34 protein-coding genes are annotated in these 18346 nt (G+C 45.4%); 33 read left to right on the top strand and 1 reads right to left on the bottom strand.

Going from position 1 to position 18346, the window contains the following annotated elements; genetic code table 11:
* Positions 1–6 precede the first annotated feature (6 nt).
* Positions 7–219, top strand: a complete 213-nt coding sequence (locus tag PWYN_RS00265; protein ID WP_036647274.1) for a hypothetical protein — start codon at positions 7–9, stop codon at positions 217–219.
* A complete protein-coding gene (locus PWYN_RS28985) occupies positions 216–383 on the top strand; it encodes a hypothetical protein (RefSeq protein WP_157261051.1) in 168 nt (55 codons plus the stop codon). Before PWYN_RS00265 ends, PWYN_RS28985 begins: the two co-directional genes overlap by 4 nt.
* Here the strand turns inward: PWYN_RS28985 and PWYN_RS00260 are convergent.
* Positions 371–610, bottom strand: coding sequence for a hypothetical protein (locus PWYN_RS00260; RefSeq protein ID WP_036647271.1), 240 nt, complete (start codon positions 608–610; stop codon positions 371–373). The genes PWYN_RS28985 and PWYN_RS00260 overlap by 13 nt on opposite strands.
* Positions 611–698: 88 nt before the next feature.
* Here PWYN_RS00260 and PWYN_RS00255 point away from each other — a divergent pair, with 88 nt between their 5' ends.
* From PWYN_RS00255 to PWYN_RS00115, 31 genes are all read left to right on the top strand, one after another.
* Complete coding sequence (locus PWYN_RS00255; RefSeq protein ID WP_036647270.1) at positions 699–950, top strand: DUF7667 family protein; 252 nt, start codon at positions 699–701, stop codon at positions 948–950.
* Complete coding sequence (locus PWYN_RS00250) at positions 947–1135, top strand: hypothetical protein (RefSeq protein ID WP_036647268.1); 189 nt, start codon at positions 947–949, stop codon at positions 1133–1135. Before PWYN_RS00255 ends, PWYN_RS00250 begins: the two co-directional genes overlap by 4 nt.
* A complete protein-coding gene (locus PWYN_RS00245) occupies positions 1132–1407 on the top strand; it encodes a hypothetical protein (protein WP_036647266.1) in 276 nt (91 codons plus the stop codon). Before PWYN_RS00250 ends, PWYN_RS00245 begins: the two co-directional genes overlap by 4 nt.
* 29 nt (positions 1408–1436) lie before the next feature.
* On the top strand, positions 1437–1604 hold the full coding sequence (locus PWYN_RS29495; RefSeq protein WP_169744077.1) for a hypothetical protein: 168 nt from the start codon (positions 1437–1439) through the stop codon (positions 1602–1604).
* Between the two features lie 9 nt (positions 1605–1613).
* Positions 1614–2171, top strand: coding sequence for an HNH endonuclease (locus tag PWYN_RS27655; protein ID WP_157261050.1), 558 nt, complete (start codon positions 1614–1616; stop codon positions 2169–2171).
* A gap of 61 nt (positions 2172–2232) precedes the next feature.
* Positions 2233–3804: an AAA family ATPase gene (locus PWYN_RS00235; RefSeq protein ID WP_036647264.1), complete on the top strand. Its 1572-nt coding sequence runs from the start codon at positions 2233–2235 to the stop codon at positions 3802–3804.
* Positions 3794–4051, top strand: coding sequence for a hypothetical protein (locus PWYN_RS00230; protein WP_036647262.1), 258 nt, complete (start codon positions 3794–3796; stop codon positions 4049–4051). Before PWYN_RS00235 ends, PWYN_RS00230 begins: the two co-directional genes overlap by 11 nt.
* A 35-nt stretch (positions 4052–4086) precedes the next feature.
* Positions 4087–4278: a hypothetical protein gene (locus PWYN_RS00225; RefSeq protein ID WP_036647261.1), complete on the top strand. Its 192-nt coding sequence runs from the start codon at positions 4087–4089 to the stop codon at positions 4276–4278.
* A 3-nt stretch (positions 4279–4281) separates the two neighbouring features.
* Positions 4282–5205 (top strand): RecT family recombinase, encoded by a 924-nt coding sequence (locus PWYN_RS00220; RefSeq protein ID WP_036647259.1) that lies wholly within the window; start codon positions 4282–4284, stop codon positions 5203–5205.
* 134 nt (positions 5206–5339) lie between these two features.
* Positions 5340–5570 (top strand): hypothetical protein, encoded by a 231-nt coding sequence (locus PWYN_RS00215; RefSeq protein WP_240479649.1) that lies wholly within the window; start codon positions 5340–5342, stop codon positions 5568–5570.
* Positions 5567–6103 carry a hypothetical protein gene (locus PWYN_RS00210; protein ID WP_036647257.1) on the top strand — a complete coding sequence of 179 codons (537 nt, stop codon included), beginning with the start codon at positions 5567–5569 and terminating at the stop codon, positions 6101–6103. The genes PWYN_RS00215 and PWYN_RS00210 overlap by 4 nt, the downstream gene beginning before the upstream one ends.
* Before the next feature lie 5 nt (positions 6104–6108).
* Positions 6109–6861, top strand: a complete 753-nt coding sequence (locus PWYN_RS00205; RefSeq protein WP_036647255.1) for an MBL fold metallo-hydrolase — start codon at positions 6109–6111, stop codon at positions 6859–6861.
* Position 6862: 1 nt separating this feature from the next.
* Positions 6863–7261: a hypothetical protein gene (locus PWYN_RS00200; RefSeq protein WP_036647253.1), complete on the top strand. Its 399-nt coding sequence runs from the start codon at positions 6863–6865 to the stop codon at positions 7259–7261.
* A gap of 14 nt (positions 7262–7275) precedes the next feature.
* A complete protein-coding gene (locus tag PWYN_RS27650; RefSeq protein ID WP_052087653.1) occupies positions 7276–8085 on the top strand; it encodes a replication protein in 810 nt (269 codons plus the stop codon).
* Positions 8030–8398 (top strand): replicative helicase loader/inhibitor, encoded by a 369-nt coding sequence (locus PWYN_RS00190; RefSeq protein WP_036647251.1) that lies wholly within the window; start codon positions 8030–8032, stop codon positions 8396–8398. Before PWYN_RS27650 ends, PWYN_RS00190 begins: the two co-directional genes overlap by 56 nt.
* Positions 8388–9734, top strand: coding sequence for a replicative DNA helicase (locus PWYN_RS00185; RefSeq protein ID WP_036647248.1), 1347 nt, complete (start codon positions 8388–8390; stop codon positions 9732–9734). The genes PWYN_RS00190 and PWYN_RS00185 overlap by 11 nt, the downstream gene beginning before the upstream one ends.
* Positions 9706–10101 (top strand): hypothetical protein, encoded by a 396-nt coding sequence (locus tag PWYN_RS00180; RefSeq protein WP_036647246.1) that lies wholly within the window; start codon positions 9706–9708, stop codon positions 10099–10101. The genes PWYN_RS00185 and PWYN_RS00180 overlap by 29 nt, the downstream gene beginning before the upstream one ends.
* Before the next feature lie 25 nt (positions 10102–10126).
* Positions 10127–10804: a sigma-70 family RNA polymerase sigma factor gene (locus PWYN_RS27645; RefSeq protein ID WP_052087652.1), complete on the top strand. Its 678-nt coding sequence runs from the start codon at positions 10127–10129 to the stop codon at positions 10802–10804.
* On the top strand, positions 10801–11451 hold the full coding sequence (locus PWYN_RS00170) for a RuvC family protein (RefSeq protein ID WP_036647244.1): 651 nt from the start codon (positions 10801–10803) through the stop codon (positions 11449–11451). Before PWYN_RS27645 ends, PWYN_RS00170 begins: the two co-directional genes overlap by 4 nt.
* 12 nt (positions 11452–11463) lie before the next feature.
* Positions 11464–11736: a hypothetical protein gene (locus PWYN_RS00165; protein WP_052087651.1), complete on the top strand. Its 273-nt coding sequence runs from the start codon at positions 11464–11466 to the stop codon at positions 11734–11736.
* A gap of 16 nt (positions 11737–11752) precedes the next feature.
* Positions 11753–11899, top strand: coding sequence for a hypothetical protein (locus PWYN_RS28980; RefSeq protein WP_157261049.1), 147 nt, complete (start codon positions 11753–11755; stop codon positions 11897–11899).
* Between the two features lie 14 nt (positions 11900–11913).
* Positions 11914–12180: a hypothetical protein gene (locus tag PWYN_RS00160; protein ID WP_036647243.1), complete on the top strand. Its 267-nt coding sequence runs from the start codon at positions 11914–11916 to the stop codon at positions 12178–12180.
* Between the two features lie 3 nt (positions 12181–12183).
* Positions 12184–12972: an RNA polymerase sigma factor sigma-70 region 4 domain-containing protein gene (locus PWYN_RS00155; RefSeq protein ID WP_036647241.1), complete on the top strand. Its 789-nt coding sequence runs from the start codon at positions 12184–12186 to the stop codon at positions 12970–12972.
* Positions 12973–13115: 143 nt separating this feature from the next.
* Positions 13116–13880 carry a bactofilin family protein gene (locus PWYN_RS00150; protein ID WP_052087650.1) on the top strand — a complete coding sequence of 255 codons (765 nt, stop codon included), beginning with the start codon at positions 13116–13118 and terminating at the stop codon, positions 13878–13880.
* Between the two features lie 39 nt (positions 13881–13919).
* A complete protein-coding gene (locus PWYN_RS29490; RefSeq protein WP_338049172.1) occupies positions 13920–14087 on the top strand; it encodes a DUF6877 family protein in 168 nt (55 codons plus the stop codon).
* On the top strand, positions 14084–14434 hold the full coding sequence (locus PWYN_RS00145) for a hypothetical protein (RefSeq protein WP_036647239.1): 351 nt from the start codon (positions 14084–14086) through the stop codon (positions 14432–14434). The genes PWYN_RS29490 and PWYN_RS00145 overlap by 4 nt, the downstream gene beginning before the upstream one ends.
* Positions 14431–14652 (top strand): hypothetical protein, encoded by a 222-nt coding sequence (locus PWYN_RS00140; protein ID WP_036647238.1) that lies wholly within the window; start codon positions 14431–14433, stop codon positions 14650–14652. Before PWYN_RS00145 ends, PWYN_RS00140 begins: the two co-directional genes overlap by 4 nt.
* A gap of 745 nt (positions 14653–15397) precedes the next feature.
* Positions 15398–15910 carry a hypothetical protein gene (locus tag PWYN_RS00130; RefSeq protein ID WP_240479648.1) on the top strand — a complete coding sequence of 171 codons (513 nt, stop codon included), beginning with the start codon at positions 15398–15400 and terminating at the stop codon, positions 15908–15910.
* A gap of 67 nt (positions 15911–15977) precedes the next feature.
* Positions 15978–16445: an ArpU family phage packaging/lysis transcriptional regulator gene (locus PWYN_RS00125; protein WP_036647233.1), complete on the top strand. Its 468-nt coding sequence runs from the start codon at positions 15978–15980 to the stop codon at positions 16443–16445.
* Positions 16446–16494: 49 nt separating this feature from the next.
* Positions 16495–16704 carry a helix-turn-helix domain-containing protein gene (locus tag PWYN_RS00120; protein WP_036647231.1) on the top strand — a complete coding sequence of 70 codons (210 nt, stop codon included), beginning with the start codon at positions 16495–16497 and terminating at the stop codon, positions 16702–16704.
* Positions 16705–17027: 323 nt separating this feature from the next.
* Positions 17028–18158 carry a site-specific integrase gene (locus tag PWYN_RS00115; RefSeq protein WP_036647229.1) on the top strand — a complete coding sequence of 377 codons (1131 nt, stop codon included), beginning with the start codon at positions 17028–17030 and terminating at the stop codon, positions 18156–18158.
* The last annotated feature ends 188 nt before the right edge of the window (positions 18159–18346 follow it).

Genomic DNA, 18346 nt, shown 5'->3' with positions numbered 1-18346 from the left:
ATTCCTGTGGATTCAAGCACAATCAAAATTGAGAGATCAGACAAATTCAATGAGATTGCTTTTGAGTTAAGTAACTTGATCAGTTCGTTGCCTACATCAAGTGAACAAAATAACAAATTGATCTTGTTGATGATAGAGCAGATTGAACAAGCCGAAAAGGACGCATTCGAACAAGGAATGTTGTTAGGGATAAAACTTAAGGAGGTATCACTTGTATGATCAACTCAAAAAAAGAAACCACCGTTAGAGCGGCAGTTTCTGAAGAAAACCATGTGGTCTTTAACGCTTGTGACTTACCCGAGATCGATATGGTCGCTACAAAGAAAACAGTTGAGCGGTCTCTGTCGGATTACCAGAGTTATAAATCTAATCAAGAATCTTGATTGAGTTGCTGCTCCAGTATCTTAACCGAAATCGCAACAGCCTGTCGAACAGCTTCAACGGAAACAGTATTAATCAAAGCGAATAAAAAATCATCATTCCTTGGATCAAGGTCTTTCTCCTTTAAAGCTGAAATAGCGATTATTGTCGAATTAGAAAGTCTATCTCTTACCTTATCGTAAATTCCACTCTCGTCTAAATCTTTAATGATTTTTTGATAGTTTTCCAATCTGTTCACTCCTTCATTCGGATTCGAGTAATCTCAACTACCAATTCGACAGAGAGGGAAATATTCCTACAAAGAAAGGAGAATCCTTATGATCGCCATCCACAAGGTACACCGCCAACTTGCAGTTATAACAGCGATGAACCTAAACAATAGGGGGGAACTTGATATTAGCCGCCTTGAATTGGAATTTATGAAGCCTTTGCTTATGAAGAATCTAGAACTTGTTGCAAGGTTGGACGAACTTAAGCAACTCTCCCAGCTTGCATATGAAAAGAACGAAGTTGATTGGCATCATGATCTTTGCAAACAAATCGAAGAACTGGAGGCACAGCTGATATGACCGCAGAACAGCAAATACAGTATCATCGCGTACAGATGGCCGAATGGCTCAGAGTACTCTATGCAGCCCGTGAAGTTGGTGACAGCAACATGGAGCGTCAAGCAATCCGCGAACGCCGCATTCATAGAGAAGCGTTGCTTTGCTTATGGGCTTCTCCTTTAGAACAACTAGCGGCGTGTGTATGACAATCATCATCCGTAGCACAGTCAAATGTCCTTATCCTAATTGCGGTCATACAGGCGATGTAATTACTAATCTACATTGCCGTACAGCTCACGATATGGAGCGCAAAGAACTGTTTGGGAAGTACGGCAAGCCATGCGGTGTAGGATTCGATATGACAGCCGCTAAAAAGAACCTGGAGGGACATGTGACAGCTCAGCCGTTGAATATATCCTATCCTAGCGATTCTACAACAGCTAAGGATATGAGGTCATCAAGGAACAATCGTAAATAATTATTACTACTGGAAGGGAGGTGAAAACATTGGGTAAACAACGGGAGGATTTAATCGGAAAGACAGGAACAGTAACTCATCAAATCACAGTGGTTGACGTGATGGTAGCACCAGATGGAACTGTGGATGTCATGGTAAATGACAACGTCGGGAACGAATATTGGGTTGAATTTGACGGGAGTCTTTCCTTGAATTAAACGGTGGAGGTGAGCGCACTGAAAAACAAATTTTGGATCAGAGGCAATGTCACTGAAATAATTTTGAATAGTCCCAAGTTCGGAAGGATGGTAACGTTCATTAGCACTGAAAATCTTGAAATGGTTCAGTCTTATGAAGGAACTTGGTATGCAAATTGGAGCCCTATCACAAAAAGCTTCTACTGTGCCGGTAGGGTGATACTTCCAAATGGAAAGATATCTGTGATGTATCTTCATAGATGGGTGACGAAATGTCCGAAAGACATGGTCGTTGATCACTTTAACAACAATACCCTTGATAACTTAGATTCAAATCTCAGAGTCACAACGCGATCAGGAAATCAGCAGAACAGAGGAAGGAATCAAAAAAATAACACCTCTGGTATGCGAGGAGTTTCGCAGGATAAACAATCCGGAAAATGGGTCGCACATCTTGGCGTAAACGGTACTAAGCTTCGTCTCGGACTGTATAAAAGCAAGGAAGAGGCTGAACAGGCTGTTAAAAGAGGACGCGCAAAACACATGCCATTTTCCAAGGAGGCAAGCCTCAAAATGAGCAGGCCATAATTTTTTTTGCCAAAAACGGGGTTTTGAGCACAAATTCAGCTGAAAGCGAGGTAAATAACGCATGCCACACATCAAATTATTATCCGTCAACGCACACTGCTTTAAAGCTCACCGCGATCTCGTAGTTACCTTTGGCGAGAGAACAGAGATCACGGGAGACAATGCAAAAGGCAAGTCAAGCATTCTCGAAATGCCCTCATGGGTATTGTACGGCACGGATACGCTGGGCAGCAAGCTTGATCCAACACCTACCAACTATAAATTTGATCTGGTGAAGGCTGAAATACTCCTTCAGGTGGACGACAAGCAATTTATGCTAGGACGCGGCATCGAGAAAGGCAAGAACACTTTCTACATTAACGAGGTCCCTACCAAATCCGGTGAATTCGATGAGCTTGTGAAATCCCTATTCGAGAAAGACCTGTTCTTATCCCTTTATAACCCTACTTACTTCTTCACTCTTCATTGGAGCAAGCAACGTGAACTAATGATGAGATTCACCACAGCCCCAGCTGCTAAGGAAGTATTTGCGGAAATGAGTCGGTTAACTCCTGACCAGAAGCAAAAGGACATCGTACTTAATCCCCAAGCCTCAAAGCTGCAGGAGCTCACCAAGAAGCATACACGGCCTCAACTGAAAGACATTCACACCAAGAATAAGAACGATAAGGACACGGCCTTTAAACGGGCTCAGGGTAAGGTTGAAGCACTGGAAGGTCAGTTACTTAAGCTCCCAGAAGCTCCTGCTGATATTGAGGCTGTGAGAGCTGAAGACTCCGCCCTTCTATTACAAATCAGAACACTTCAAGAAAAGATAGAGCTTGCATATGAGCCTAAGCGGAAACGGATGGTACTGGAAAGTAAGCTCGAAGCAGCCCGGGCAAAGGTAGCGGCAGCAAAGGCGCGGTACTTCAAAGTTCACGGGGAAGAAATCGCAGAGGAATGCCCGACATGCAAACGTCCACTTGATCCTGAGTCTGTGGAGGCTGTCACGGCCAGCAAAGAAGCTCGAAAACTACCATTACGTACCGAGCATGGGCAGGCAGTAACGGAGCGCGAAGCAGTAGAGGCAGAACTGGCTGCAGTGGAACTGATTGATGTTACGGAGCTGATCGCTGAACGTAACTCACTCGAATTGAAACGAGACGCAACAGCAGACACAATCCATGCGCACAATGTCCGCAATCCTCTTATAGCTGATCTGGACAAAGCCCGTACTGAAGAGCTAGACACACTCTCCAGCCGTAACGACAGCATCTTTATCCTTGACGCTCTGAAAGCTTACGAGGCCAAGGAAGCAGAATTACAAGCTGCTAAGGTTCAAGACATGTTCACCACACTGACCATTAGCCTATTCAAAGAGCTTAAAGGCGGCGGTGATCCACAGCCTAACTTTGAAATCGAACGCGATGGCAAGCCTTACAGCAAACTCTCACGTTCCGAACGTGCTCATGCTGGTATTGAGCTGGCGGCAGTCCTCAGTAAGATGGGCGACATTATTGCACCACTGGCTGTAGATGACTCGGAGAGTGTATTCCGAATCGGTCAGCCTGCAGGACAGTTGATCCTTGTCAGAGCTGTTGAGAATCAAAAATTAGGTATCAAATTGGAGGAGTCTTCCCATGACAATTAAATTCCGTATCACCAATAAACACTCTGCTCTTATCGCTGCACTTCAAGCTGGTGCTGCCCGTGATTTCGCTGTTGCTAAGTCCCGCCGCCAGTTCAAGCATGAAAAGTCCACGAAGAAAGCTTATGTACCTGGCAATCTTGGTCCTTCCGTTGTTGCTACTGCCATCAAGAAAGAGTTTGGGACTATCCTCTCCCGTAAAGAGCGCAAGGCGCTGCCGATCTTTATCGCCTTTCTGAGCCATCAATAAACTGCACTTATACCTTGAATGGAGGCAATCATCATATGAAACCCAAATCATACACCGTTATTCAGTCCGATCCAGGAAACAAGCTCTTTGAAGGTCAGACAGTAACTCCTTACTTCGAAGATGAGAAAGAGATCATCATCACAGTTCCCGGTGCTTATTATGACCACCACATCCTTAAGGATGGATCTTACTTCGCAGCTCACTTAAAACCGACAGGAGGCAAATAATAGATGACTAAACCAAATACGCAGATCCAAGCAGTACAAGATGAGGTGGCTGTTGTAGGCTCCTACACTCAAAAACACCTCGATACCCTCAAATCCACGATCGCAAAAGGCACTAGCAATGAGCAATTCGCATTATTCGTACAAACCTGTGTCCGTACTGGCCTTGACCCTTTCCTTAATCAAATTTACTGCATTGTATACAACGGCAAAGACGGCCCGGTAATGAGTATGCAAATTGCAGTAGAAGGCATTGTGTCACTCGCAAAGTCTCACCCGCAATATAAAGGATTTATTGCTTCCGAAGTTAGAGAGAACGACATGTTTAAAGCTAATGTTGCCACTGGAGAAGTTGAACACGAACCCAACATAATGAGTCCTGGTAAGACAGTGGGGGCATATTGTATCGCTTACCGTGAAGGAATGCCAAATATTCTAGTGATTGTTAGAAGTGATCAGGTCGAACATCTACTCAAAGGTCGAAACGGTCAAATGTGGAAGGATTATTTCGATGACATGATTGTAAAACATGCAATTAAACGAGCCTTCAAGCGTCAATACGGTATTGAAGTGTCTGAGGATGAATTTGTTAACTCGGGTCCTAGTGTAGAGAATATAGCGAGTTACGAGCGGAAGGATATCACTCCGACTGCAAAAGATCCGGAAGTTATTAGCCCTGGTGGGAATCAGGGAGTTACAACTCCCAACGAAGAAGATCGTATAAAGCAAGCCCGTGCTGATATGAAAATAAAATTCTCCCAGTTAGGAATCACAGAACCTGAGGAAATGGCTGCTTATATTGCAGAAAACGTTAAGACGAAGGGTGATAAACCTAACCTTAAGGAACTGACGGGCCTGCTGAAAATCATGGACATTCACATTGCTGAGCGGCTAGCGGCACAAGCCCAAGACGATGACCTCCCACTCTGATATACCAGTTGTTGAGATTTACACTCTCTCCCCGGACTGTATGGTCTGTGGGAGCGAGATAAATCCAGACCGCGAGGAATATCTTGGACGCTTAAGAGTATGCCCTCGCTGTTATGGAGAACTGACAGGGGGCGGTGGTAATCGCAAAGCAAAGCGAAAAAGAGCAACTAGATCTGTTCGGCGGCGCTGATCTTATCTCCTTGGAAGCACCAAAAGTTGAAGTTCTAAACGGTGCCTACTACGAGAAGGCTACAGGGTTGTTTGTAACTTTCGTGCTTGGTCGCCGGCATTACGAATGGCCTGCTAAGAAATGCACCTTTGATAAGGAATGGCGTGAGAAAACAATGAAGGAGCGTGCGATATGAAGCTTAATGTAACAGTAGATATCGATTGGATTGATGAGGAAGAATCGCTAGATCAAAAGATACAGGAAAAAATTGTTGATTCAATCGTCCAAAAAATCTCACATAAAGCTGTTGGTAGTCTTGAATCAGACGCATTAAAGCAACTTTCCACTAAGGTGGACGCGTTGGTTGAAAAAACCTACACCGAATTCCTCCAGAGAGGTGTAACAATTACTGACCAGTGGGGCGATGTGAAAAAGAAAGACGTTACCATATACGACTTGATCAAGGAAAAGTGCGATACATGGCTTCTCAAAAAGGTCGATAATGAAGGCCGTGAGAGCAGCTACGGGAACAACTGGACACGAATGGATTGGTTGATTAATAAACAATTGGATCAACAGACAAAACGTATGTCAGACGACATCGTGAAAAAGGTCAGCGAGACAATAAAGAAGCACATCAACGACTCCGTAAAGGATGCCATAGGTGAGAAATTGGTGAAGGAGATTGGTTTGGAAAACATTATTAACTCGCATAAATCTAAGGGGTGAGTGAAATGAAAGTTGATATTCTCGCCTCTGGATCCGCAGGTAACTGCATCGCTCTTACAACATCAGGCAAGACCATCCTCATCGACGCTGGAATAGCCAAGACCAAGATCGAGAAGCGCCTGCTGGAAGTAGGGATTAGACCGGATAAGGTCGCCGCAATCTTCATAACCCACGCTCACGGGGATCACATCAAGGGGCTCCCAATGGCGAATAAGTACGGCATTCCCGTATGGGCAACAGATGGTGAATGGAAAGGGATTTCGGGTGTTGAATCAGATCTCCAACGGGTGGCAGAAACAAAGTACGGCAAGTACGAAATGATTGATCTAGGCGGTGTACACCTTTATCCATTCCAAACTCACCATGACGCATATGAGCCGGTAGGCTACGCGATTGAGCCGGATGATGGACCGCGTACCTGTGTAGTCTTCGACACCGGAAAGGTAGACTCCGAAATGCTAGAAATGATGGAGGGCTCCATCTACATCATTGAAGCCAATCATGACCCAGATATGGTTGTTGAGTCGAATTATCCTGATAGCGTCAAGGCTCGGGTGCTGAGTGACTTAGGGCACTTAAGCAATCAGCAGACTGCAGAAGCCTTACAAAAGCTAATTAAAGGCCGTGGTGAACACATCTACCTCACACACTTATCAGGCAGTAACAATCTCCCCAAGCTGGCAGAAATGACCGTCAAGGCGGCTCTACGGCAGCGAGGTTTTATAGCAGGACAACATTATCACTTGGAGGTGGTTTGAAATGACAATTATATTTTCTCATAACAAAAAATTGCTGGACCAGTTAACCATCGCAAAGCTTCAGCTTGATGACTACAAGCGCCGGGAACATGAAATGCTCGCTCATCTCGGGCGTGCTGGGCAGGGGATTTGCAAACTTAATCATGAGATCGGCAGGCTACGGGAAGAAAATGAACAGTTACAGGATGAGCGGAAGATGTTGTTGGAACACATTGAGCGGACCATTGATGAGCAGAAGGCACCCGAGTTAGACCAGGCAGCGCAGGTGCTAAAGGAAGTATCTAAGCTTGTTCATCAATGGGGTGACGAAACTCAGTTTATGAGTTTTCGCCAAGCCAAGTTCGGACTAATTGAACGTATCTGTGTCTTTATCCAAAAGCGTGAGAGCTTACCCTCTTAAAGCAGGTGAATGGAATGGCAGGACTGGATCTGGACAACGGCTACACCCGAATAGCGCATGGAATTTTGGAAGAGGTGGCAAAGCGAAGATTCAACGGCACGCAGCTCCGCATCATCATGATAGTCTGGCGCTACACCTACGGGTTTGGCCGTAAATCACATGCGCTGTCTGTTGGGTTCCTATCTGAAGCCATTCAATGCGATCAGCGAACTGTGAAAGCTGAGCTGAGGAAATTGCTGGACTGCAAAATACTTAAAGTGGCGGAACCTTTTCACGGTAGCAGCTCCCGGAAATTATCCTTCAATAAATACGTTAATCAGTGGTTAGAGGTGGGGAAAACCTCACCCCCCAGTAAGAAGATTAGGGGTGAGCAATCCACCACCAGTGAGGGGAGTAAATCCTCACCACTCTTGGGGGGCAATTCATCACCCAAGATAGAAAGAAAGAAAACTCTAAAGAAAGAAGAGATAAGAGATATGGACATCCCTTCTGAAAAGATTAAATTTCATGACACCGTTTTTCTAACTCAAGAACAGTACGGCAAGCTGTGCGAGGACTTCGGTAAAAAGATTGTAGACAATACTATCGAAGCCTTGGACGAATGGCAAACCAACAAGAAGCCGAGCCAGCATAAGAAGGACCACAACAAGACGCTGCGTGTCTGGATTAAGAAGGATCAGGCGAAGGCCGGTTATAAAAACAAACAGCAGCAGAACCAAGAGCAGATGGATCTGCTGAAGCAGTTCAGCCAAGGAGGAGGGAAACCGCATGAACAACGAGGAGACCTCCAGCTTACTCGCGGTAATCAAAACGGCATTTCCTGAATTCGAGATTACCCAAGAAGTGATTCAGTTATGGCACTTATTCCTTCAAGAGATACCTTATGCTCGAGCGCAGCTCAATTTAAGAGACCACATCGCTATCTCACGATTTGCTCCACGAATAGCGGATGTGATCCGAGAGGATCGGTTGCAGCCACAGTCGGTATACGACATACAACGCCTTGAGAACCAGATGGATATGTTGGAGCTTGAAGAATATCACTTAACGGAGAATGCGAAACCGATGCCCGATTATGTCAGAGAGCAACTGCAGGCGACCTTCTCAAAATTGAAGGTGAACCCTGATGAGTCTTGAGGCACAAAGGGCGGTACTCGGATCTCTGCTGAAAGATCACACCTTGATGGATGACTGCTTTTTAAATAAGGAGGACTTTAGCGAAGAAGAGTACAACCAAAAAGTATTCAATGTACTCAGCTATGCACACAGACATTTTAGTGGCGAGGTGTCCAATCCATTTGATCCAGTGTTCCTTGCTACAAAGTGGGGTGCAAAGCTGGCTCAGATCGGCGGGATGGCGCACTTTATGGCCCTCCGTGATTCGGTACCTACTACAGACGGGTTCGGCTATTACCAAAAGGCAGTGCGAATCGAAAGAGTACAGCGGCAGCTAGTTGAACTCGGATTACAAATTGCTACTAATGGCGGTGGGGACCTTGCAGAGCTGAGACAACATATAGATGCCCTGACAGAACTGCAAAAAGGCGATGACGAGGGCGGACCTGTTCATATGGCTTCCATCCTCGATGGGCATAGTCAGACGATTATTAATCGAGCTTCTAGTTCTGGGGTCACCGGGGCCAAGACAGCCAATGACGATATCAACCAAATGAGCGGTGGACATCAGAAAGGTGATCTTGAGATATTGGCAGCTCGCCCGAGTATGGGTAAGACCCAGTACGTTCTTAACGACATGGACGCTGTTACAAAGGACGGATGGGCAGCGGTAATATTCTCACTTGAAATGAAGGACTTGAAGGTCGTGGAGCGCCTAGTTTCTACTATCGGCGGGATCAAGAACAAGAGAATTAAGTCAGGCATGATGTCGGATAACGATTGGGATTCCTACAGTAAGGCCGTTGCTATCATAGTAAGCCGCAATCTTTATATCGATGACACTCCAGGAGCTACAGTGGAATACATCCGCCGGCAGGTCAAGGCTTTACGTAAAGAATTCCCTAACCTAGTCGTTTATGTGGATTACCTTCAGTTCTTAAACACTGAAAAGAAGTTCACCAAGAATAACGAGAAGGTAGGTTACATCACGAAAGCACTTAAAGGTATAGCTCGGGAGTTCGATGTCTGTATGGTGGCTATCTCGGCTGTTGGCCGTGATTGTGAAAAACGTCCGGATAAGCGACCTATGATGTCTGATCTCCGTGAGAGCGGTGATATTGAGTCAGACGCTGACATTGTCACATTCCTTTATCGGGATGATTACTACAACGCTGATACTCCTAAGAAGAACATCGTAGAACTGATTATTGCAAAAGGTCGAGATATTGGTACTGGTGTTTTTGAAATGGTCTTCAGGCGTGACACAGGCCGCTTCATCAACCTTACCAAGGATGAGAAATATGAGCTTGATAAGAAGGTGAAGGAGCATGCGCAGCAAGCTAATTCAAGACGATGAGCAGTATGACAAAGCTCAGGCTGCACTGTTGGATATGGCCGCTAAGTTGGACGATCCGTTGTCTGATATGCCGCAAGCTGAACGGGATAAGATCAACAGGATCTATGACAAAACAGCCGATTTGATGAGGTATTATCGCAGGGGTAGATTGGTTGAAGAGTTTCCGGGGTTGGGTGAGAAGTACGCCATTCTTGGACAGGACTTCCAAGAGTTCGAGCCACAGAATAGCAAATCTGAGCCTGTTATAGAGCCAGTAGAAGATAAGGTTACAAATACACCACGTAAGCCTGAAACGCTCCCTGTAAAGCCAGTAGCCGCTAAAACTGATACACCAAAGGCTACGGTTAATCTTTCAAATTGGCTTTGATGGTGATAGAAAGCAGGTGAATGACATGATAGCTGTTAATCCCCACCTCGGGGAGTTAGATGACTTCATCGGAAAACACAAGGGTTTGGTATACAGCATTGCCATTCGTTGTTCATACAAGACTAAACTACCGGTTGAACTGGATGATCTAGTTCAAGAAGGATATATCGGACTCATAAAGACTTATCGCTTCTATGACCCTTCTAAGGGCGCAATGCAGACGCTGGCATACAGTTTAATCCGGAATGAAGTAATGGATTATATCCGTGACAAACTACCGATTGTTCGTCCACCGACACGAGAGTATGCATTATCAGGGAAAATCCTTAAAGCACGAATGCAGGATGCGTCAGCCGAAGAAATTTCTCTTTATTTTAACTCAACACTGGCGGCAGCTGAGAAAGCTTTATGGAGAGTCAATCACAACGTATCAGTTTCCTTGAATGCAACAGTACATGACCATTCAGGTCGTGCAGTCGAATACTGGGAACTTTTTGAGCATGAAGATGATCTGAGCGATGTTGAAGTAAACGAATTTATAAATAAGCTAACTCCCCAACAAATTAAAGTGATCAAGCTATTGATGGAGTTTAATACGAAGGCTGAAACAGCAAGAGAAATAGGAGTAACCCGTACTCGGGTAGGTGCGATAGTTCACCAGATCGAGGATAGGTACCTGAAGTATCGGAGGCGGTGGGCATGAGATTTGTCGGCATTGACCCAGCCACTCAGACCGGATTTGTCGCTTTGGATGAGGACGGCAGGCCCTTGGTAGAAGTGGAGTTAGTGGGTAAGGGTCGGAAGGAAAAAGGTGGAATTACTACACAACAACTCGTCTCACTAGAGAATCAACTCTATCAATTGCTGAAACCCGGTGACATCATCGCCATTGAACAGCCGGCCATGGGTACGCAGAGCGGAGTTACCACGGGAATGATACACGGTGGGTTGAGGAGTATGATCTATCGGAAGGGCCTTACGTATGTGGATGTTAATCCGCAACGTACAAAGAAGTACGTTAATGAAAATAGGCGATTAGCTGAAGATGACGACAAAAAAGCTATCATCGCGACTGCAGTTCTTGAACACTATAATTATTCTCACAGTAGCCACAATGTGACGGATGCCTATATCATCGCCAAGATTGCAGAGGCGGTACAAAGAGTAAAAAACGGTCAGTCATTGGAGTCATACACACCGTATCAACAGGACGTCATACAGGCCATAATCAGCCCAGCAGCTAAGACAACAAAGAAGAAAAAGGATAAATCAGTTCCAAGTAAACGCCGAGGGAAGCCTGCGGCGGCGGACAGTCACATGCCTGAGACGGAACGCCAGTTCCTATTTTAAGGAGGAATGGATTTGAAAGTGCATATTGAAGGTGGCTTTTATATCGAATCGGATGATAGGGAATTCACTCTGAAAGAATACTCTGGAGCAATTGGAAAACCAGCGAAAGGCGAAACAGAGGGGAAACCAATATTCAAAACTCATGGACATTATCCTACCGTGTTAGGCGCTGCTCGTAAGTTTCTTAACCTCAAGATCGACTCCAGCGAAGCCACTAACCTCCGTGAGCTCATTGCAGACGTTGAAGCTATCAGGGAATACATTAAAAGCCAAATTGATTTCTAAGAAATGGGGGCCGCATATGAAAACAGTCATTCGATTTAGGGACGATTCAGGTCGAATCATAGGGTCAGTAAGAGAAGAACGGCTGCCAGAACCAATAGTGGTATTACGGAATTTCAGCCTAGCACTGCTGCTACTCGGCATGTTGCTAGCATGGCTGCAATAGAAAGGACGGATATCATGACCGAAGAACAGCGCCGCAGAGCTTTCCAAAAAGTTAAATCGATGTCGAACAAAATCTTCTGGGAATGGATGAACATGATCCACTCCCGGGCTTATGCCAAAGCTCAGCAGCATTACGAGGAGGCTATGAGCATTGTTCTCCAGCCAAAACAGGCAGCAGCTGTCAAAGCCAAGGCTCAAGAAATAAGAGAGCATTGGGACGGGATGGCAACAATCACAATGAATGATACCGAGGCAGCGGAATTAAAACAGGTGGGGGTGTAATCAATGGGTTGCGCCAAAAATTGGACAAAAGAAGAGATTGATTACCTCCAGGATAAATGGGGATCGATTAGTTTGAAATCAATCTCTCAAAACTTGGGACGGAGCATCGATGCAGTAAAATTGAAAGCTGGCAGAATGGGGCTCGGAGACTCACGGATGAACTTTGACGGAATCACAGTCAATCAATTAGCTCTTGCTCTTGATAAATCATATGGGCAAATCGTGAATTATTGGGTACCAGATTACGGGCTGCCAGTCAGAAGGAAACTCTTTGCAAATACGGCCAGAGTTCTGGTCATCGGCTATGAAGAATTTTGGAAATGGGCTGAGCAGCACAAAGAACTCCTTAACCTTGCGAAGATGGAACCTAACACCTTGGGAGCAGAGCCGGCTTGGACAAAGGTCAAACGAAAAGCAGATCAGATGCGATCTCAAAAGACCTTTCAGGCAGTGAATTGGACTCCGGAAGAAGATCAGCGGTTAGTACAGGTCCTCGGAACAAAAGGAATGACTTATCCAGAGGTTGCCAGGCTCTTTGATCGATCGGAGGCATCAGTTAAGCGGCGGCTGCATGATCTAGGCGTTAAGGTACGACCAGAAAGATTGGATAACCATACCAAGTACACACCCAATGAAGTGCAGACGTTGCTTCGGATGGCCCAGGAAGGATACAGCTATGAAACGATAGCCCAGACCTTAAGAAAGAGTGCATTGGGTGTGCGCGGAAAGTTGGAGAGAATGGGATTTGATTTTAAACGGAGATGTTTGAAAGAAAAGACAATCAGCATATAAGGGGGCATAACAGCTGCGAAGAGCATAGGAAGCGGGTCCGGTGATATCATGCGGGCTTGCAACGGTACCTATCGACAATAGAAAGGTTACGAATGGCGATACGCCCAAAATCAAGCCCAATAACTTTTAAGGAGAGATAAACCATGAAAAAATATACGCTGACTGAAACAACCAAAGAATGGTGCGGAATCACCCTTTATCAAATCAAGGCGACTCGCAGCTTTGGGGACGTAGAGGCTGATGAGTTGGGCGGCTGGATCGAAAGTGAAGAAAACCTGAATCAAGACGGCGATGCTTGGGTCACCGGCAATGCTCGGGTCACCGGCAATGCTCGGGTCTACGGCAATGCTCGGGTCTACGGCGATGCTTGGGTCACCGGCGATGCTTGGGTCACCGGCAATGCTCGGGTCTACGGCGATGCTTGGGTCACCGGCGATGCTTGGGTCACCGGCAATGCTCGGGTCACCGGCAATGCTCGGGTCACCGGCGATGCTTGGGTCACCGGCAATGCTCGGGTCACCGGCAATGCTCGGGTCTACGGCAATGCTCGGGTCTACGGCGATGCTTGGGTCACCGGCGATGCTTGGGTCACCGGCAATGCTCGGGTCTACGGCGATGCTCGGGTCACCGGCAATGCTCGGGTGGAGAGCAATAAGCATGTATTTTGGGCGACGTCTGTTGGCTCAGAGGGTGGAACATTAACAGCGTATACGATCAAAACAGGAGAGATCGAGGTTACTCGCGGGTGCTTCAGGGGGACGATTGGTGAGTTTGAAGAGGCAGTCAGCAACCGACACGATAGTAATAGGTACGCTGAGGAATATTTGGTGTTGATCAAATTTATCAAACTTAGGTTTAGAGAGGTCACGGTAACTATAGTGGACGATACAACGGATAACGAGGGTTAACCCATTCCCCCTATAAAGGAGCTGAAAGCTTTGAACCCTATGGAAGAGATCGGAAAGATAGCTCATTTGCTACCTTTGAAAGTATTGCAGGACATAAATACACGAATTGGTGATTGGTTAGCCTTTGGAGGCAACGAGACTGATCCATATATCCACCAGCAGTTGAGATTTGCGAAAAGATTTATTGGAGAGGCGGCGAAAGCATGACTCCAGAACGTGAATTAAGAGCAATCCTGCTGGACGGATCGGAAGTAATCATGAATACCGGTGACAAAGTATTGTTCCAGGCTTCTCGGCCCGGAGCTATCCCGTTATCCGTGGACGCTGACACAATCATTGACGATGTGCTTGCTGCTCTAAAAGAGGCACAACAAGATGTCGAGGAATGGCAAGAGGAAGCTAAGCAATGGCGAGATGAATTTGTAGACAAGAACAACACTTTGGGAGAGGCACAGCAGACCATAGCCCGGCAACAAGCAAAAATACTAGTACTTGAACGCGATAATGAAATGTTGGAATCCATCGTTAACAGTAAAGGAGCTAAGGAGTCATGAGTTACCGATCTGAAGAAATCACAAAGTACAAAACAATCGTCAAATGTGATGACTGCGGCAGGGAAAGGGAGATTTCGACAACACCGACTCCGTTGGGATTTGATAACCGGATGAATGGGGCATTGCAAAATAGATACTCCTTCACGCAGGAAGGTGGCGTATTTAAAAACTACTGTTCCCGATGCCAAGAGATACGTAGGGAGGCGAAGGAGTCATGACACAGTTACAGACAATGAGTGACCAGCAGCTTAACCGGGCGCTGGCGGAGTTGATGGGGCACAGGGTAGTGTGTACGGGCAACTGCTACTGGATCGTAGAACCAAAAGGAAAATAATGGGCAGATCCCTTCAGCAAAAATTCAGAGGATATTGCGTGGACTTGGGCACCCGACTACTGTACTGACCCTGCCGCCTCTCTAGAGGTACAGTCAGCAGCGTGTAAATGTGATGAGCCATTGTACGTTAAGCATCTCAAATCAATCGTATACACCGAAAAGGTGAATCAAACGATCGGCGCGCTACTCACCGCCACTCCCAGAGAGAGGGCAGAGGCTGCTTATATGGTACTAAGCCAAGTGAATGAGTAGTAGACGCATACAGCGTAGGAAGGGAATGATGCGAATTGACATATGAAAAACCGAAATGTGACTGTTCCAACGATTTGACGCTGACTCTTCACGAAATGAATAGCATGGATTTTCGTATTAGCGACAAAGGAAAGATTGTTAAATCCTCAATTAAGTCGAATAAAGAGTTGCATGCGCAGGAGTTCGGTTGCACCAAATGCGGAAACACCTATGTTGTTAAGTTGGACGAAAGACAAAGGTATGTGCGTGGCGAGGTAACGAGAGAGGGTTTTGATTAATAGGTATTGATGCGCAGTACGAAAAAACACCACGGTAACAGTAAAATCAACAGAAATTATTCCAAATATTATTCCCAAATTCGAGAGGAGCAATTATAAATGAAAACCACAATGAACGTACTTTTTAAGTCTATGCAGAAAGATGATAAGAAGGAAATCCTGAAATTCGAAATCAAAGGTACTGAGGATGCTAGCGATGAGATGGACCTGTTTGAACTATCTGGAAGTATTGTAGTGCTTAACCTAGAAGTGGGCGGTGACGATGTGTGCGGCGATCTATCGGCTGAATTCATCTCCATGCAGCGTGATAGCAAAAAAACGGTTATGAAGTTTGGTGTCAAGGGTGACAAGGACGATAAGGCACAGCTGCTATACAAATTCGCAGGTCGTAACGTGACTCTGGGTGTTGCTCCTTCGCAGATGAGCATTGAGGAGTTCAATGAGCCGCGTGAGGGCATTAAAGGGACTGTTAATCCTGACGGAACGATAGATCTGGAAGATAAGGATCAGCTTACTATTGAGGAGATAGCCGCCGCTGAAGAGGAGAAGGAAACAGAGGAGCCGGAAGGTGGACCAGTAATTCCTGAAAGCGAAGATGACCTGCCGTTTTAATGAACCGTACGATCTCCCCGGCTTCGGTCGGGGAACCTTTACAAACTGAGGTGATGATGTGACACAGATGTCGTTTGAGTTGCCAGAGCTGGATAGAAAGTTGACGCAGGCAGCGGTAGAGGCGGCGTTAGAGAAGTACAGGCTCTATAAAACTATAACCTCTGATGAAAGAGAAGCACAGACCACAGCAGCATGGTCTGACTCTCCTAAGGGTGACACAGGAACTACCAGTGACCAGACTTCCAACATTGCTATCCATAATGTAGATAGCCAGGAGTACCGGAGAAGATACTGCGAAAGAATAGAAAAAGCCGTCAAGAGGCTGCCTATGAAGGAACGTATTTTAATTACTGAGCGATACCTTAACATAGATTGCGACTTTGATTATGTCGTTTACAACCATGTACTTGATCCTCCGATTGGTGAGACGACTTACTATAAGCGGAAGTGGAAGGCGTTCTATAAGATTGCCCTTACTCTTAACATACAAGTGGTTAAGGAAGAACGGGGAGTAGAAAGTAATAGAGGTAATTAAAAGTAATAAGACAATCATTTTAAACAGTATGATAAATCGAGGTGATGTAATGAGCTCGCTACAAGTAGATGACCTGCCACCTGTCCTTAAGGTAGAGGATATTCAGAAGTTCCTACAGATAGGCAAGAACCAAGCGTATGATCTATGTAACTCCGGCCAGTTTCATGTGGTGCGTGTGGGTCGCTCAATAAAGATTCCTAGAGAGCCATTCATTAGTTGGTTTAAGGGGGATACAGCCGAAGGAAAGCAGGGTAAGTGACCTGCTTTTTTTCTTTGTTCATAGCTAATAAATTGGTGTTAAATTTGGTGTTAAACTCGCAATGATTTGTAGTGATAAGCAAAGAATAGAAGGTAATGAATAGGTTAGCAGATGCCTACATAGACCATAAAAAAGACTAATAAAAGGTGCGATAAGTGACAGTTAGGGAATATGGGTGATACGGTACTTATACCATTGAAAGGTATACACATGCACTTATGAACCCTTTGTAAATAAAGGTTTTTTGAATTAATTATTTGCTAAAATGCGCTTTTGGTGTTAATTTGGTGTTAAGAGCCTAAATTAATGAATGAGGTGCACTTATGACTGTCCATAAGAATGAAAAAGCTAAGAAAAATAAATGGTATTACGTGTTTTATACTGGTGAGATTATAAATGGTGTTCGGATACGCGCAAAGGCCGGAGGATTTAAGACTCAGAAAGAAGCTGTAGCAGCTGAGGCCGAAAGAAGGAACAGCCTTAATAAGGGCACGTACTTCGAACCAACTAAAACTCTGTTCAAGGATTATATTGCCGATTGGCTGAAAAACAGAAGAAGCATATCAGAGGAAACGGTAGAGCTCTATGAAAACAATCTACGGCTCTACATTAATCCAGTACTGGGCCACATTCCACTTTCAAAGATAAATGCTCAGCATGTAGAGGATTTCCTTACGTCTATGGAAGAGAAAGGTTTGGGGGAATGGTCGATCAAGAGGGCTTTCTCGATTCTGAATGCTGCTCTTAATTCAGCTGTAACTAAAGACCTTATATTGAAAAACCCAGCATCTAAGGTTGAAAAGCCAAAGGTTACTCGTAAGAGCATGGCGGTATGGGAGCCTGATTTCACATTTGAATTCTTGGAGAAAACAAAGGGCAAAAGTCGTTACTGGATTTCTATTTACCTGGCGATTATGACGGGTATGCGACAAGGTGAAATATTGGGTCTCCGGTGGTCAGATATTGATTTTGAGAATAAGTCACTTCATATACAGCAGACTGTGACGAAGCGCAGACGGATCAAGGACGGGGCAAAGACAGCAAGTAGTATTAGATCAGTGGCCTTATCTACTGATACTGTGGAGAAGCTTAAGGAACATCGCAAGATGATACTGCAGGATCGGCTCTTTGTCGGTCAGGATTATCAGAATTATGATTTAGTAGTTTGTACTGCAACAGGTGGACCGGCAACCACTAGGAGCGTGTATCGAGCGTGGGAAAGGTTTCTCGTTAAATATGAGGCGCCACATATCACCTTTCACGATCTGCGGCACACGCATGTTGCCATGATGATTAAACAAGGTGTTCATATGAAGGTTATTTCCGAACGACTGGGTCATTCCTCAATCTCCGTAACTATGGACATATATGGACACCTTCTCCCTAACATGCAATCGGATGCTGCAGAGTTAATGGATAAGCTCAACACCAGACTAGACGGAACAAACAAGTAATAACGGGTACTATCGGACTCCACCAGAACCAGCGGAATAATAGAAGTAAACACAAAGGATCACCGATGAGCATTAGGAATTAACGGTGGTATATTTATAGCATAGAAAATAAAGAGAGCAGCAGCCGACACAAACAATTGCTCAGCCACGGACATGATCCGCAGGGGCAACACAACGGCTGGCTGCTC

The organism is Paenibacillus wynnii (assembly GCF_000757885.1).
Taxonomy (GTDB): domain Bacteria; phylum Bacillota; class Bacilli; order Paenibacillales; family Paenibacillaceae; genus Paenibacillus_AQ; species Paenibacillus_AQ wynnii.
Note: the sequence above shows the minus strand (reverse complement) of the source record. Positions and strands in the feature narration are given on the sequence as shown.

Bases quoted from the DNA above. Each gene is read 5' to 3' on its own strand.
- PWYN_RS28985 (WP_157261051.1), top strand. From the start codon at position 216: ATGATCAACTCAAAAAAAGAAACCACCGTTAGAGCGGCAGTTTCTGAA.
- PWYN_RS00255 (WP_036647270.1), top strand. From the start codon at position 699: ATGATCGCCATCCACAAGGTACACCGCCAACTTGCAGTTATAACAGCG.
- PWYN_RS00250 (WP_036647268.1), top strand. From the start codon at position 947: ATGACCGCAGAACAGCAAATACAGTATCATCGCGTACAGATGGCCGAA.
- PWYN_RS00245 (WP_036647266.1), top strand. From the start codon at position 1,132: ATGACAATCATCATCCGTAGCACAGTCAAATGTCCTTATCCTAATTGC.
- PWYN_RS00235 (WP_036647264.1), top strand. From the start codon at position 2,233: ATGCCACACATCAAATTATTATCCGTCAACGCACACTGCTTTAAAGCT.
- PWYN_RS00230 (WP_036647262.1), top strand. From the start codon at position 3,794: ATGACAATTAAATTCCGTATCACCAATAAACACTCTGCTCTTATCGCT.
- PWYN_RS00225 (WP_036647261.1), top strand. From the start codon at position 4,087: ATGAAACCCAAATCATACACCGTTATTCAGTCCGATCCAGGAAACAAG.
- PWYN_RS00220 (WP_036647259.1), top strand. From the start codon at position 4,282: ATGACTAAACCAAATACGCAGATCCAAGCAGTACAAGATGAGGTGGCT.
- PWYN_RS00210 (WP_036647257.1), top strand. From the start codon at position 5,567: ATGAAGCTTAATGTAACAGTAGATATCGATTGGATTGATGAGGAAGAA.
- PWYN_RS00205 (WP_036647255.1), top strand. From the start codon at position 6,109: ATGAAAGTTGATATTCTCGCCTCTGGATCCGCAGGTAACTGCATCGCT.
- PWYN_RS00200 (WP_036647253.1), top strand. From the start codon at position 6,863: ATGACAATTATATTTTCTCATAACAAAAAATTGCTGGACCAGTTAACC.
- PWYN_RS27650 (WP_052087653.1), top strand. From the start codon at position 7,276: ATGGCAGGACTGGATCTGGACAACGGCTACACCCGAATAGCGCATGGA.
- PWYN_RS00190 (WP_036647251.1), top strand. From the start codon at position 8,030: ATGAACAACGAGGAGACCTCCAGCTTACTCGCGGTAATCAAAACGGCA.
- PWYN_RS00185 (WP_036647248.1), top strand. From the start codon at position 8,388: ATGAGTCTTGAGGCACAAAGGGCGGTACTCGGATCTCTGCTGAAAGAT.
- PWYN_RS00180 (WP_036647246.1), top strand. From the start codon at position 9,706: ATGCGCAGCAAGCTAATTCAAGACGATGAGCAGTATGACAAAGCTCAG.
- PWYN_RS27645 (WP_052087652.1), top strand. From the start codon at position 10,127: ATGATAGCTGTTAATCCCCACCTCGGGGAGTTAGATGACTTCATCGGA.
- PWYN_RS00170 (WP_036647244.1), top strand. From the start codon at position 10,801: ATGAGATTTGTCGGCATTGACCCAGCCACTCAGACCGGATTTGTCGCT.
- PWYN_RS28980 (WP_157261049.1), top strand. From the start codon at position 11,753: ATGAAAACAGTCATTCGATTTAGGGACGATTCAGGTCGAATCATAGGG.
- PWYN_RS00160 (WP_036647243.1), top strand. From the start codon at position 11,914: ATGACCGAAGAACAGCGCCGCAGAGCTTTCCAAAAAGTTAAATCGATG.
- PWYN_RS00155 (WP_036647241.1), top strand. From the start codon at position 12,184: ATGGGTTGCGCCAAAAATTGGACAAAAGAAGAGATTGATTACCTCCAG.
- PWYN_RS00150 (WP_052087650.1), top strand. From the start codon at position 13,116: ATGAAAAAATATACGCTGACTGAAACAACCAAAGAATGGTGCGGAATC.
- PWYN_RS29490 (WP_338049172.1), top strand. From the start codon at position 13,920: ATGGAAGAGATCGGAAAGATAGCTCATTTGCTACCTTTGAAAGTATTG.
- PWYN_RS00145 (WP_036647239.1), top strand. From the start codon at position 14,084: ATGACTCCAGAACGTGAATTAAGAGCAATCCTGCTGGACGGATCGGAA.
- PWYN_RS00140 (WP_036647238.1), top strand. From the start codon at position 14,431: ATGAGTTACCGATCTGAAGAAATCACAAAGTACAAAACAATCGTCAAA.
- PWYN_RS00130 (WP_240479648.1), top strand. From the start codon at position 15,398: ATGAAAACCACAATGAACGTACTTTTTAAGTCTATGCAGAAAGATGAT.
- PWYN_RS00125 (WP_036647233.1), top strand. From the start codon at position 15,978: ATGTCGTTTGAGTTGCCAGAGCTGGATAGAAAGTTGACGCAGGCAGCG.
- PWYN_RS00120 (WP_036647231.1), top strand. From the start codon at position 16,495: ATGAGCTCGCTACAAGTAGATGACCTGCCACCTGTCCTTAAGGTAGAG.
- PWYN_RS00115 (WP_036647229.1), top strand. From the start codon at position 17,028: ATGACTGTCCATAAGAATGAAAAAGCTAAGAAAAATAAATGGTATTAC.